9 protein-coding genes and 5 pseudogenes are annotated in these 13,381 nt (G+C 66.7%); 11 read left to right on the forward strand and 3 right to left on the reverse strand.

Going from position 1 to position 13,381, the window contains the following annotated elements; translation table 11 throughout:
* Window positions 1-297: 297 nt before the first annotated feature.
* From CRP49_RS27445 to CRP49_RS27480, 9 genes and pseudogenes are all read left to right on the forward strand, one after another.
* Window positions 298-1,044 carry a TnsA-like heteromeric transposase endonuclease subunit gene (locus CRP49_RS27445; RefSeq protein ID WP_179851766.1) on the forward strand — a complete coding sequence of 249 codons (747 nt, stop codon included), beginning with the start codon at window positions 298-300 and terminating at the stop codon, window positions 1,042-1,044.
* Window positions 1,044-1,904, forward strand: a complete 861-nt coding sequence (locus CRP49_RS48050; protein WP_257033498.1) for a hypothetical protein — start codon at window positions 1,044-1,046, stop codon at window positions 1,902-1,904. The genes CRP49_RS27445 and CRP49_RS48050 overlap by 1 nt, the downstream gene beginning before the upstream one ends.
* 599 nt (window positions 1,905-2,503) lie before the next feature.
* Window positions 2,504-2,701: pseudogene (locus CRP49_RS48055) on the forward strand (hypothetical protein); the annotation flags it as partial.
* A 154-nt stretch (window positions 2,702-2,855) separates the two neighbouring features.
* Window positions 2,856-3,575: a TniB family NTP-binding protein gene (locus CRP49_RS27455; protein WP_257033499.1), complete on the forward strand. Its 720-nt coding sequence runs from the start codon at window positions 2,856-2,858 to the stop codon at window positions 3,573-3,575.
* Window positions 3,572-4,399, forward strand: a complete 828-nt coding sequence (locus CRP49_RS27460; protein ID WP_097257557.1) for a TniQ family protein — start codon at window positions 3,572-3,574, stop codon at window positions 4,397-4,399. Before CRP49_RS27455 ends, CRP49_RS27460 begins: the two co-directional genes overlap by 4 nt.
* Window positions 4,396-4,770, forward strand: a complete 375-nt coding sequence (locus CRP49_RS27465) for a hypothetical protein (RefSeq protein ID WP_097257558.1) — start codon at window positions 4,396-4,398, stop codon at window positions 4,768-4,770. Before CRP49_RS27460 ends, CRP49_RS27465 begins: the two co-directional genes overlap by 4 nt.
* 256 nt (window positions 4,771-5,026) lie before the next feature.
* A pseudogene (locus CRP49_RS27470) lies at window positions 5,027-6,574 on the forward strand (transposase); the annotation flags it as partial.
* Window positions 6,571-7,716: a TniB family NTP-binding protein gene (locus tag CRP49_RS27475; protein ID WP_097255783.1), complete on the forward strand. Its 1,146-nt coding sequence runs from the start codon at window positions 6,571-6,573 to the stop codon at window positions 7,714-7,716. The pseudogene CRP49_RS27470 and the gene CRP49_RS27475, both read left to right, overlap by 4 nt.
* A gap of 168 nt (window positions 7,717-7,884) precedes the next feature.
* Window positions 7,885-9,858 carry a TniQ family protein gene (locus tag CRP49_RS27480; RefSeq protein ID WP_257033697.1) on the forward strand — a complete coding sequence of 658 codons (1,974 nt, stop codon included), beginning with the start codon at window positions 7,885-7,887 and terminating at the stop codon, window positions 9,856-9,858.
* 196 nt (window positions 9,859-10,054) lie between these two features.
* Here the strand turns inward: CRP49_RS27480 and CRP49_RS27485 are convergent, their stop codons facing one another.
* Entirely contained in the window at window positions 10,055-10,489 is a 435-nt protein-coding gene (locus CRP49_RS27485; RefSeq protein ID WP_257033698.1) for a transposase, read from the reverse strand.
* Window positions 10,466-10,606 (reverse strand): annotated as a pseudogene (locus CRP49_RS27490) (IS5/IS1182 family transposase); the annotation flags it as partial. The gene CRP49_RS27485 and the pseudogene CRP49_RS27490, both read right to left, overlap by 24 nt.
* A 164-nt stretch (window positions 10,607-10,770) precedes the next feature.
* Here CRP49_RS27490 and CRP49_RS27500 point away from each other — a divergent pair.
* Together CRP49_RS27500 and CRP49_RS27505 are read left to right on the forward strand one after the other, a co-directional pair.
* Window positions 10,771-11,396 (forward strand): annotated as a pseudogene (locus CRP49_RS27500) (IS5 family transposase); the annotation flags it as partial.
* 214 nt (window positions 11,397-11,610) lie between these two features.
* Window positions 11,611-11,826 (forward strand): annotated as a pseudogene (locus CRP49_RS27505) (transposase); the annotation flags it as partial.
* Between the two features lie 646 nt (window positions 11,827-12,472).
* Here CRP49_RS27505 and CRP49_RS27510 read toward each other — a convergent pair.
* The gene (locus tag CRP49_RS27510) at window positions 12,473-13,369 is read right to left on the reverse strand and encodes a hypothetical protein (RefSeq protein ID WP_143670026.1); all 897 of its coding nucleotides are present in this window, start codon (window positions 13,367-13,369) and stop codon (window positions 12,473-12,475) included.
* Window positions 13,370-13,381: the final 12 nt, after the last annotated feature.

The following is a 13,381-nucleotide window of genomic DNA, read 5'->3' on the forward strand; positions in this document are numbered from 1 at the left end:
ATGTCTGACCAATTGGCCACGAAAAGTGAGACGGACGCGTGTCCGCTGTCCTGTCTCATCCGACCTTGACCGGTCTCACGAAGTCTGACGACTGTCCTGTTCATCTCATCGAAGTCTGGTCACCGCCAGGGGCTTGTGTGTCCCGTCGCATCGAACTGCTGCTTGTCGCACTGATCTGTGTACCGAACGTGCGGTGCAGGGGGCCAGGACAGGTTTGGATGAGACGGTGTCCCGCTTTGGGGTGGCTCTTGTCTCGCTGCAGGTGGCTTGTCTCAATCCAGCGGACATCGTCCTGGTGTGGACGATGCGGGGGAGCCGCTGAGCGGCGGGGACAGGGCGGCCGGTTTCGAGGTGGCCTGGGTCCAGGAGGGTGTCGAGGTACGCAGGCCGCTGGCGGACGTGGCGGAGGTGGCCTTCGAGGAGGTCGCTCCCGTGCGGGAGTTCCCGTCGTACCGGGGGCAGAGGCACTTTCCGGGCCTGTACTGGGCGGCCACGATGCTGCGCCATGTGGGGTTCGAGTCGTGGCTGGAGCGTGATCACGCGATCGCGATGGACTTCGACCCGCGTGTCACTGGGTTCGCGTCGCAGCCGTTCTGGTTGTTCTGGACGTCGGCGGAGGGGGTGCGGTTGTCGCACGCCCCGGATTACTTCGCACGTCGGGCCGACGGGTCGGCCGTGGTGGTGGATTGCCGGCCGGAGGGGCGGCGCAATCCGCGGGACCTGGCCAAGTTCGCCGGTACGCAGGCTGCGTGCGAGGGGGTGGGGTGGGACTACCAGCTCGTGGGAGAGATCGACCGGGTGCGGGTGGCGAACCTGCGGTGGCTCGCCGGGTTTCGCCATCCCCGGTTCGGCGGGGCCGGGTTGACAGAGGCGGTGGAGGCCGCCTTCGTGGTTCCCGGCCCCCTGGTGGGCCAGGCCGCCCAGGTCGCCGATCCGATCCGGGTGCTGCCGGTCGTCTTCCATCTGCTGTGGTGCGGACGCCTTGCGGCAGACCTGTCGCGCCCCTTGGGCGATCACTCTTTGGTGAGCCGGGTGGAGGGCTGATGCCGGAGAAGGAGAGGCCGCGGGGTGTGCTGCGGGTGGGTGACCGGGTCCGTTTCGAGGACCGGGTCCACACGGTGGTGGGCCTCTCGGGCACGACCGTCCGCCTGGTCGACGAGCACAACACCGCGAGCATGGTGATGTTCGCCCACCTGATGGCGTCGGACGGGTTCGAGCTGCTGGACTCCACGGCGCCCACGCCGGGACTTCCGCCCTTCGGCCTGCTGGACACCGTTCCCGAAGTGGCTCTGCGCAAGGCCCGGTTCTTCGAGAAGCACCTGATCGAGATGGAGACCGGACTCCCTCCCGACGCGCCGAAGGGGATTGTTCCTCGACCGGAGTACGACCCGCAGTGGCGGACCGTGAACGAACGGCTGGTGGCCAAAGCGGCCGAGCTGACCGCGTCGGGCACCGAGGTGTCGGAGCGGACGCTGTTCCGGCTGAGGTCGAAGTGGCGGGATGAAGGGTTGTGGGGGCTGGTGGACCGACGGGCCACCAGATTGTCCATGGCGCCGGGAACCGGCCGGGTGGACGAGCGCCTGGTCGAGGCGGTGCTGGAGGTCCTGGCCGCGCAGGAGAATTCGTCGACGGGGACCCGCACCCGTGTGATCCGGCAGGCCGAGAAGCTGGTCGCCGAACGGCACGGGGAGGGCACGGTCCCGTTGCCGTCGCGGGCAACGTACTTCCGGCTGCTCAAGTCGCTCTCTGAGGGGCGTCACAGCTTCGGGGCGGCAACGACCCGGCGGTCTCTGGCCGGGCGGCCGGAGGCTCCGTTCACCCCGACGTTGGCCGCCCGGCCTGGCGAGGTGGTGCAGATCGACACCATCCGCTGGACGTGCTGGCCGTCCCGGACGACGGTGTGACGGGACGGGTCGAGTTGACGATCGCGGTGGATGTCGCCTCCCGCACCATCTGCGCGGCGATCCTGCGTCCGGCCGGGACGAAGGCCGTGGACGCCGCGCTGCTGCTGGCGCGGATGCTGGTGCCCGAACCGATGCGGCCCGGCTGGTCCGATGCCCTGCGGATGTCAGCGTCGCTGGTCCCGTACGCGCGGTTGATGAGTGTCGATGCCCGCCTGGCGCACGCCGCGGCACGTCCGGTGATCGTCCCGGACACGATCACCGTGGACCGGGGCAAGGTCTTCGTCTCGGACACGTTCGTCGGGGCCTGCCGTTCGCTGGGGATCTCCGTCCAGCCCGCACGGCCGGCCACGCCGACGGACAAGGGCGTCGTGGAGCGGACGTTCGAGTCCATCAACACGCTGTTCTGCCAGCACGTCGCCGGATATGTCGGCTCCGAGACCACCCGACGCGGGCGCGACGTCCAGGCCATCTGGACGATCGCCGAACTCGCCGATCTCTTCCACGAGTGGGTCATCGCCCGGTGGCAGACCCGCCCCCATGACTCCCTGCGCAGTCCGTTCCTGCCGGGCAAGGCACTCTCGCCGAACGAGGTCTACGCCATGCTGGTCTCCCGCACCGGCTACCTGCCGGTCTGTCTCGGCGGTGACGACTACATCGAGCTGCTGCCCGCGGAGTGGCGGAAGATCAACGACTACGGCATCACACTCGACTACCGCACCTACGACTGCCGGGAGCTGGGACCCTACCGGCGTCAGCCGTCCGGAGTAGACACCAAGGGCAACCTCTGGGAGGTCCACCACGACCCCTACGACCTGTCGCACGTCTGGGTACGCGACACCCGGGCCGGAGGCTGGATCACCGTTCCCTGGACCAGGCTGGGCACGGTCTCCGCCCCGTTCGCTGACTTCACCTGGCGCCATGCCAGAGCCGTGCTGGCCGCCAAGGGAGCCGATGACACCGACGAGGACGCCATGCCGCCGTCACACCAAACCGGACTCGCTGCCGGTCGTCTATGTCACCGTCCCGCCCGCGGCCACCCCGAAGATGCTGGCCATCGAGTTCGCCCGGTTCATCGGCCTGCCACTGCCGTCGCGCTACAGCCAGGTCGAGGTCACCAACAAGGTCTGCGACCTGCTCTGCACACTCGGCTGCCGTCTCGTGCTCATCGACGAGCTCCACAATCTCGACATCGGTACGCGATCGGGCGCCGAGGCATCCGACCAGATCAAGTACCTGTCCGAGCGCATCCCAGCGACGTTCGTCCTGGCCGGCGTCGACGTCGAGGGCACCGGGCTGTTCGCCGGACGCCGCGGCGGACAGATCGCCAGCCGCTACACCCTCATCCCCACCAGCCCCTTCCGCCACAAGGCCGAGGAACAGCGCAACTCCTGGCGATCACTCGTGGCGACTCTGGAGGAGTCCCTGCGGCTGCACGCCCACCGGCCGGGCACCTTGCTGAAGCTGAGCGCCTACCTGCACGACCGCACCGACGGCATGATCGGCAGCCTGTCCCACCTCGTCCGCGAAGCCGCCCTGGACTCCATCCTCGACGGCAGCGAGAAGATCACCAAAGCCTCCCTGGAACGGGTCGACCTGGACGAGAGCGCCGAACAGCAGAACCTTGCCCGCGCACGCCGGCGCCGGGCCCGCGGCGAGAAACGCATCGCGTGACCATCCGGCTGCGAGCCCTGCCGCTCACGCCGCCACCCGTTCATCGCGAGACCATCGGCTCCTACCTGAACCGGCTCGCCGACGCCAACCACCTCACCATCGGCTACCTCTCGTCCCTGGTCGGCCCGTCGCGGCAACACCGCCGCGTCGACAACCGGGTCGGTTACTGGACCCCAGAAGGGCTGAGACGGCTCGCCGCGTTGACCGGCCGCAGCCCGTCCTCCCTGATCCACGCGATGCCGCCGCTAGGCTCGATCGGCGACCCGCTCCGACGGCTTCCGCTGTCCGCCACAGAGGAGGTCCTCGAGCCGCGGCGCCGCCCGGCCTGCCGCCTCTGCATGGCCCGCCGTCACATTCGCGGTCTCGTCGTCCGCAGCACTCCACACCATGAAGGCGTCTGCCACCGGCACCACCGCTGGCTCCTCGGCGATGAACAGCACGACCTGACACGGCTGCCCGAGGTCCTGCGGGCCAACCTCCGGCACCACCGGATTGTCCGCCGGGGCACCCATCCCTGCACCGCGCTGGCCTACATCGAAGCCCGCGACCGCCTGACCAGGTGGTTCACCAGCGAGAGCACTGGTGAGTCCCTTCGACAGCGCTGGAACCGTCGGCTCGACGTGCTGGGCGAGGACCCGTTCGGTGATCCCCACCGTCCTTCCGAAGCTCGGATCGAACTGGCCACCTACCCCGAAGCCATCGTCCTCACCGGCCTGTTCACCTCACCGCACTGGCGAGACCACCCCCAACTGCCCACCGAAGCGGCACAGCGACTCGACATCACACCCCACCACTTCCGCTGCATGAGATGGTCGTTCCCATGATCGAGACGTGGGCCTTCAGCGAGAACGCTCTGCCGGTGTCAGCTGATGAGGCCGTTGAAGAGCTCGGCAGGAGGATCGCCGACGGGAAGCTTGAGTCGTGGCTGACCAGCTCAACGGGGCGAAGTCTTGCTGTTGTAACAAACACCGAGCGAGCGATGGTGATGTTGCTCGACGGCGAGGGCGACCCCGGTGAACACGCGTCAGACCCAGGGGCCGAGGACTGGAGCGACGGCTTCATCCTGGAGAACGGGCAGAACGACGAGTACCCCGACGAAGACACAGTGCTCCTTGGCGAGGCGTTCCGAATCGTCCGCCACATCCTCGCCCATGGCATCCCGCCCGCGGATGCAGCATGGACAGTCGACCGTTGAGCCACCTGTTGGCAGACCACCTGTCACAACGCAGAGCCACCGATCACGGCATACGGCACGGCGGCGTCTGACCGGGAAACCGCCAACTTCAGTGCAAAACCTGGAGTCCGGCGTCTCGCCATCCTGACAAGGCCCTGCTCAGAAGCACCGCCCTCGCCATGATCAATGAGACGCGCCATCGGCACCGACCGCAGCTCTTCCGACACGCCTGGTCTTGCCCTCAGTGAGTCGCAACTCAACCTGTCACCCCGCAGTCCCCGCACGGGCGACGGCCTACCGGTGGCTGAGCGAGCTGGAGAAGCGGCGACCGACGTTCCGGCTGAGTGCGAAGAGGAACAGGGACATCGCCGCCCGCCCGTCCGGTGTGTACGGCAAGCTGCGGCCGACCCGGCCGGGCGAGTACCTGCTGATGGACACCAACCGGCTCGATGTCTTCGCGATGGATCCCCTGACGCTGCGCTGGGTGCAGCCGGAGCTGACCGTCGCGATGGACTGGTACGACCGGTGCATCGCCGGGCTGCGGCTCACCCCGGTGTCGACCAAGTCCGTCGATGTCGCGGCAACGCTCTTTCAGGCCTATCGCCCCCGCCCGGCGGGGAAGGACTGGCCACGCCATGCGGTCTGGCCCGACCACGGCGTTCCCCGCATAGTCCTGCTGGACCGGGACGCGATCGAGGGACCGATGGCTGATGCGGCAGCCAGGGTGACAGGACGGGGCGCTGCAGGGCCAGCGCTCGTTCCGGAGACCCTGGTGGTCGACCACGGCAAGGTCTACGTCTCCGAGCACATCACGTCTGTCTGCCAGCGGCTGGGCATCTCCATCCAGCCCGCCCGCCTGCGCACAGGCCGCGACAAAGGACCCATTGAGCGGTTCTTCCGGACTCTGCGCGAGGGGCTTTTGGAGACGCTGCCCGGCTACAAGGGGCCAGACATCTACGCACGGGGGGTGAATCCGGAGGGGGAGGCGTTCTTCTTCCTCAACGAACTGGAGGCGATCATCCGTGAGTGGGTTGCCGTGGTCTACCACCACCGGCCCCACGATGGTCTCGTCGATCCGCGGGTGCCGGGGCTGGATCTGTCTCCGGCGGCCATGTTCGACCACGGCACCGCCCGCGCCGGATACATCGAGGTCCCGCGCGACAGGGATCTGGGCTTTGAGTTCCTCAAGACGGACTGGCGACCGATTCACCACTACGGCGTGGATATCCGCAGCTGCCGCTACAACGGTCCCGGGCTCAACGGGCTACGCAATCAGACCAGCCCCTACACCGGTCCGCGGGCCAAGGGACGCTGGCCCATCCAGGTCGATCCCGACGACATCACCCGCACCTACTTCCGCCACCCCGAAACCCGCAAGTGGCACACGCTGACCTGGGAACACGCACCGGCTGTGAAGTTCCCCGTCAGCGAGGAGGCTTTGGAGCTGGCCCGGCGGATGGCCGCGCACAAGTACCGCTATCCCGATGACGAGAGCGCGGTCGCTGAGCTGCTGCAGCGCTGGAACCTCGGGCTGGGCATGACGATGTCCGAGCGGCGGATCGCCTTGCGGATGGCACGGGAGCAGTCCGCCATCGAACTGCCCTCCACCGATGCCCCAGACGAGGCTGCCGCGCTGCCGTCCGTGGCACGGGCCCTGGCAGCCGGCTCCACGGCAGACCAGGAGGAAGAGGAGGAACCCGGACTGTACGAGGGGCAGCTGGCCGGTGATGACGACGATGACGACGAACTCGAGGGCCACGGCCACCGAGGCGAGGACCCCGGTGACGAAGACGATTTCTACGCAGACGCCCTGGAGGACGCGTGAGCGAGCCGAGATCCCTCAGCGAGCGGCCACGGCTCGACAATCTGACGCTCTCGCGTAAGGAAGGATTTCGACAGCTGGCGCTGGCGCCACCGCGCATCCAGCCGGATGCGCTCACGGCGGCGGACCTTGCCGCGCTTGGTGTTGCGGCACGCGCTGCCTATGACCGGCTGCGGCGGGACTGGCTCGCTAATCTCGGCCCCATCCGGACTCCGCAGTTGGCCGCATTGCAAGAGGACCTGTGGGACATCGTCGACAGTAACGTCCAGGATGGCGACAAGCCCAAAGGGGCGATCGCGGTCGATGCGTTTCCGGGTCTGGGAAAGACCACGGCCGTGCTTCACTTCGCACAGAAATTCCATCTGCGCGAGATCGGGGAAGAGGGCGAATTCACCCAGGCCGGCCACGAACGGTGGCCGGTATGCCGGGTGGGCTTGACCAGCAACGTCGGCATGAAGGACTTCAACCGCGCCATCTTGGAGTTCTTCGCCCACCCGGCCCGCTTCAGGGGGACTTCCGCTCAATTCCTGCAGCGGGCGCTGGACTGCGTCCTTGACTGCGAGACCAAAGTCTTGATCATCGACGACCTGCACTTCTTGAGGTGGTCGGGCCGCAACGGCAGGGAGGTCAGCAACCACTTCAAGTACATCGCCAACGAGTTCCCCGTGACCTTGATCTTCGTGGGTGTCGAACTGGCCAACCGTGGCCTGTACTCCGAGGCAGACGACGGCGGTGACGTCACGCTTGCGCAGACAGCTCGCCGCACCACACCCCTGACGATGGAGCCGTTCGCGGTGAACGATGACAAGCGTCGCCGTGAATGGCGGAACCTGATGCTGTGGCTGGAGAAGCGCATCGTGCTCGCCGAGAAGTTCCCCGGCATGCTGGCAGATGAGCTGTCGGACTACCTCTATGCTCGCACCACCGGACACATCGGCTCCCTGATGACACTGGTCAACCGCGGCTGCCAGCGGGCGATCAGGACCGGCACCGAACGGCTCGACGAGGACCTCCTGAACAGCGTCAAGATCGACGCTGCCTCCGAGAAGGCTCGCCAACAGCTGGAAGCGTCCCTGCGGGCCCGACGCTGGACGTCCAAGACAAGCACAGCCCGCAGCGCAACCACCAAGGCAGCCCGCGGCTGATGGGCCCGGTGCGCACGATCCCCCTGCGGACCGAGCCTGTGGCAGGGGAGGCCCTGGACAGCTGGCTCGAAGCCCTGGCCTCCAGCAGCAGAGCCCCACTGACCCCAGGTCGCCGACGCACTGGGACTAGGCGGACAACGCCTCGCCAATCCACGGTGGGCCATCACCCTGACTCCCACAGAGCGTGAGCATCTCGCCGTGGCCACCGGCGTCGCTCCGGAGATGCTGCAGCGCATGACGCTGGCACGCTGGCACGGCAGAGCACTCTTCATCGATCCACGACGCTCCACCGTCGACAGACGGCGGTTGTGGGGACGGGCATGCGGATCCCGCTACTGTCCCCAGTGCCTGAAGGAATCCGGCGGACGCTGGCAGCTGTCGTGGCGCCTGGCCTTCACCTTCGCCTGCACACGCCATCACATGCTCCTGGCGGATACCTGCCCGGCATGCGGGCAGATCCCCCGCAGCAACGCCCACTACACCGGCACCCCACCCGCCTTGGGAATCTGCCCCACACGAGCACGCAACGCACCGCGAGAACGGTGCTGGCAAGACCTCCGCGAAACAACCACCCCACTGCTTGCCACCGGCAGCCCCCTGCTTAGGGCACAGCGACAGCTGAACAAACTGATCGAGGGCGAGCACGAGACAACGACGGCCTTTGCTGGCGTCTACGGCAACGAGGCCGTCGCCATCGCGCAGGTCCTGGCGGACCTGCGGACGTTGGCCTTCCGCGTGCTGACCTGCGCTCACGACGACGACCTCGCGCGTTGGGGCGACGGTGAGCTGGTGCGCCGCTGCAACGCGTACCGCCAGGCCCCGCTCACCAGCTACAGCGGCCACCGCGCTCCTCACACGAGAGGCTCATGGGTGGCACCCACCGACGCCGCGGCAGCTGGCCTTGCTCTCTCGGCGGCATTCGACGGCCTCAGCGGCCCTGATGCGGACCGTGTCGGATGGCTCACCGACCGACTGCAGGAAGCAGGAGGCGGCATCGCTCACTGCGATATCGAACACTGGAGCTCAGAGGTCTCACCCGACCTCGTCGCCCTCGTCCTCGGTGCGGTACATCGCAGCCAAGGGCGCCGGGCAGTGCGCCTGCACTACCGCAGCACCACAGGCCGACCCCGACGCCCCGTCAAGGGACTCCAACTTCCGCAGGACCGAGCACAGAAGATGCCTGCCAGCCTGTGGGACACCTGGACCTTACGGATGATGCCGCAGGCGTCCGGCGGAAACCTGCGCTGGGCCACGGTCCAGCAGGCACTCGCGGTCAGCACACTGCAGGTCGGAGCCTGGGTCAATCTGCGCCAGGCCATGGACATTCTGGGCACGAACCTACAGGTAAAGACCCTCTCCCGCACAGTGGAGACACTCCACACGCATGAGAGTGGCCCCGAGATCCTGCGGGCCCTGACCCTGCTTGCTGACCTGCTGGACAGCGACGGCTCCCCGATCAACTACGCACGACGCCGCACGATCTTCGGAAAGCGCCGGGACTTCATCACCCTCGACGACTGGACGCACATCAGGAGAAGCGCAGGCCACAACTACCCTGCAGACTCCTCCGTGCACCACGCCAACCGGTGGATCTACCAACGACTCACCGGCAGCCCCGCACGGATGATGCCCGCCCCCACCACGCCGATCCCCGACGACAAGCCACGCAAGTATCCGCAGTTCACCTTCGGCCTCGAGCCCTTGGAGACCGACGCACTCACACGCCGCTGCCACAGACTCCTTACAGAGCACGACATCACCGAACCGCTGTCATGGGAGCCTTCGATCCCAGCGCACTTGGACACCGTGCGGCTCTCCGGGACGACCCTGGAGAGCATTACTCCCCGCCAGGTGCACGAGCTGCTTCTGGCGGACACACCGAGCGCATCCGGCGTTGCCAAGGCCCTCGGCACCAGCGCGGCCCACATCCGCTGCATCATCGACCGGCATCCGCTCAGTCGGCACGACATCGTCGCCGACCGCATCGAGAAGTGGCGCCAGCTATATCTATCCGGCCGATCGGTAGCCGAGATCGCCCGCGAGGTCGGCGGAGGGCACCAGACCATCCTGACCGAGCTCCGCCGCCTCGGCGTGGAAATCCGCCCCCGTACTCCCCGCCACCAGTACACACATCTGACCTAAGAGGTCATCCACCGCTACACCAAACTTGGCCAGTCCCTCCAAGACATCGCCGATGCCACGGGGATGTGCAAGGCAACCGTCCGCAACATTCTCGAACGAGAACAAGTTCCCCGACGACGCTGCGGACGACGCACCCTTCGGTAGCGGTCCTTCGCCAGGAGAGACGCTCGCTGTCCAAGTGACCTAAGACCGTGTCCTACATGGTCAGTTTGAGGAGCCGTTTGTAGCAGCAGAGGGCCGCGGCGAGTCCGAGAAAGGCCAGGTAGTTGCCGGGTTTGCGCTCGTAGCGGTGGTTGAGGCGGCGGTAGCCGGTCAGCCAGGACATGGTGCGTTCGATGACCCAGCGGCGGCGGCCGAGTCGTTCACTCGAGTCGATGCCCTTGCCGGCGATGTGGACGCCGATGTGCTTGCTCCAGAGCCATCGCTGCAGGTGAGGGATGTCGTAGGCCTTGTCGGCGTGAAGACGCACGGGCTTGGAATCGGCTGCATGGGGTTCGTGTCCCATGTGGAAATGGGACAGCATCGGCTTCAGCGCGAGGCTGTCGTGGGTGTTGGCCGCGGAGAGTCCGACGCGTAGGGGCAGTCCGTCCGTGTCGGACAGCACGTTGCGCAGGTACACCAGTGCCACCATCGCACGCTGTGACGGGCGGAGCTTGCAGCGCCGGTCACCCTCGCGGGTGACGACGAGCATGGTGACCCATTCCACGAGCGCATGCGGCAGGTCGAGTGCGGCAGGATAGATGACCAACGAGGCCCCCGAGCAGCGTGGTTGAGACGTCAGACATCTCGATCAACAGCCCGGGGGCCTCGCTCGTTGCGCTGCATGGACCGTCACCTGATCGGTGGCCAACTCGAAGAAGCTCACTCAACGACCAACTGCCATGTAGGACACGATCTAAGACCGTGTCCTACATGGTGAGGCCTCGTTTACGTCGGTATAGGGGCGGCACATGGAGTTGGGTTGTTCCGGACGGACTGTGGGAGATCGCGAAGCCGCTGATCCCGCCGTCGAAGGTGCGGCCGCAGGGCGGCGGGACGCAAAACACACCTGACGAGACTCTGTTCGCGGCCATCATCTACGTCCTGGTCAGCGGCTGTGCCTGGCGGGCGCTGCCGCCCTGCTTCGGCGTCTCGAAGTCCACTGCCCACCCCCGGTTCCTGATCTGGTCCAGAGCTGGCGTATGGGGCCGTCTGCACGAGGCGGTCCTGCACCGGCTCGACGACGCCGGCCTCATCGACGTCACCCGTGTCGTCCTCGACACCGCTCACATCAGGGCGGAAAAGGGGGCGAACACACAGGTCCGAGCCCCGTGGACCGAGGCAAGGCGGGTTCCAAGATGCACGTCCTGTCGGACGCGAACGGACTGCCCCTTCTCGTCGGCGTCTCGGCCGGCAACACCCACGACAGCGAAGGGTTGAAGTCCATGGTGGCGGGTCACCAAACGAGACACGACCCCCGCCGCGGCCGCTACTTCAAGCCCCAGCGCCTCCACGCCGACAAAGCCTACGATCGCCCGGACCTGCGTAAATGGTTACGCGGCAAGCGGTCGTGTCCCGCCTCGTGGTGTAAGCGACCTTGCTCGACGCGTTCCGGAAAGCCGCGCGCTGGCCACCCTGTGGGGACACCGCTTCCGCATTGTGCCCGGCTGACCTGCGGTCAGCACCACGGACGGCCCCAGGTCGCGTCGATGTGGCGGTGGCCTGCGCATTCCGGGCAGTTGATCGCCTACACCACTTGGCGGGACGCCATCCGGCAAGCGCATTGGAGTCCGGATCGCCCGCAAAGGCATCGAGTCCAGCGAACGATTGTGCCGTCGAAGGTGGGTGATCGAACGCACGATGTCCTGGCTGTCCGGCTACCGCAGACTCAGCCCCCGCTACGAGCGCGATCCCCGCAACTGCCTGGCCTTTCTCGGTCTCGCCGCAGCCATGTGCTGCTACAAGCGACTTGCCCGCCTCACCACGTAGGACACGGTCTATCACGGCAGCTGTAGATCGTGATCTTTGCGGTCGGTGGTCAGGTAGTGGCGGCTGCGGTGACCTGGTTCCAACAGCGGTGGCAGGCGGCTGCCAGGTGTTGGTGACGGCAGCGCCAGCGTGACCAGTGCAGGATGTGTGCCAGGTCGCGGCGTCGGCGCGGCGGCCACCCAGCGAGCCGGCAGAGTGGCGGCGGGGGCACATTGCGGCATGTCGGCGGCGAGCTGGGGCTTGGGCGAAGGTCAGGCCGTCCGGAACCCCGGTCAGCTCGAATGGTTCGTCGTCTGCGGCCCAGTCCCTCGTCAGGTATAAGGCCCGGTCGACAAAGATGTGCCCGGCGGGCGCGGCGTAGGTGAGCTGGGCGGCTGCCTGGCACAGGCCGATCCCGCCCAACCGACCCGAATAGTGGTGTGCGGCGCCCACCGCGTCCATGGGCGACTTCCCGTTCCCTCCTCGAGCACGGCACGGTCGTCGGCGAGGTGGCCCACCGTCCAGCGGGCCAGGCGGCCGCGTACGGCGTCGTGATCCCACACCGCGCGGACCAGGAAGTACTGCAGCCGGTGCGGGCCGCTGTGACCGGGTGCCTCGGCCAGCGTCCAGCGATCTGTTGTCACAGACGATCACGATCGCGGCGGCCTCAACTACTGCCGACAACGGCAATTCCGATTCCACCAGTCGGTCTTTCTTCAATACTTTGGACAATCTCAAAAGGCGCGAATGTTCCCTGCCGCAGTGGTTCGCTCAAGTCGATCGTGAGCTTCAGCTCCCGCTGCTCCTCCGGGTCGAGCACCAGCGTGTGGATCAGCGTGCCTTCACCTTGGACTTCTTGTTCGCCCACCTCGCTGGTGAGCACCAGTCGTCGCGCAGTTGCCCTCACAGGCTGGAGGTTCCCATCGAAGTTGAAATTGGGCCACATCCTCGCGTGTACGGGCCGGACATTGATCTGATAGCCGGCTTCCCGGTCAGTTGGGTTCGTGGCCAGGAACGTGAACGTTTGGCGGGCTTCGGACGGAAGGATCACCAGGTTGTGTTGCGCCCAGTGGCGGTCGTTAACCGGATCCGCCACTGCAGCGTCCGGAAGGTCGAGAGGATGCCACACCTTTGCGAGCAGGCAGATGTGGTCTCCGGAGTCTTCGGGTATCTTCGCGGTCAGCGGATCGGAGACAACCTGACCTCCGTGCGGAGGCACCACCACGGTTGTGAAGCCAATGAACTTGTCCGGGCCCGGCATGGGGGAGCCGCTCACCGGCAACGTCCACCACAGGCCCACATAGGCGATCGAATCACTGTTACCGCCTTGCCAGTTGCCGATGGTCACGGTGACGGTTAGATCTGTTCCAGGCTGGAAGACGGTCAGTGGCTGAATACCCGAGCACAGATACCATACGACTTCCGTCGGCACCGGCCGCTTACCGGTATCCGTCGGGAAGGCGGGCGCATGGGCGATGGGCGGCGGGTAGCTGTGGACGAAAAGATACGGCCTATCGTTACCTTCGCCCTGCCGTTCTCCCTGGCCGTTGTTGTCGGGAGCCATGGGTTTCGCTCC

It is taken from the genome of Streptomyces sp. Ag109_G2-15 (genome assembly GCF_900215565.1).
GTDB classification, from domain to species: domain Bacteria; phylum Actinomycetota; class Actinomycetes; order Streptomycetales; family Streptomycetaceae; genus Streptomyces; species Streptomyces diastatochromogenes.

What these genes read in the sequence shown, in the direction of transcription:
- CRP49_RS48050 (WP_257033498.1), top strand. Translation starts at nt 1,044, where the DNA reads ATGCCGGAGAAGGAGAGGCCGCGGGGTGTGCTGCGGGTGGGTGACCGG.
- CRP49_RS27455 (WP_257033499.1), top strand. Translation starts at nt 2,856, where the DNA reads ATGACACCGACGAGGACGCCATGCCGCCGTCACACCAAACCGGACTCG.
- CRP49_RS27465 (WP_097257558.1), top strand. Translation starts at nt 4,396, where the DNA reads ATGATCGAGACGTGGGCCTTCAGCGAGAACGCTCTGCCGGTGTCAGCT.
- CRP49_RS27485 (WP_257033698.1), bottom strand. Translation starts at nt 10,489, where the DNA reads ATGGTGGCACTGGTGTACCTGCGCAACGTGCTGTCCGACACGGACGGA.
- CRP49_RS27510 (WP_143670026.1), bottom strand. Translation starts at nt 13,369, where the DNA reads ATGGCTCCCGACAACAACGGCCAGGGAGAACGGCAGGGCGAAGGTAAC.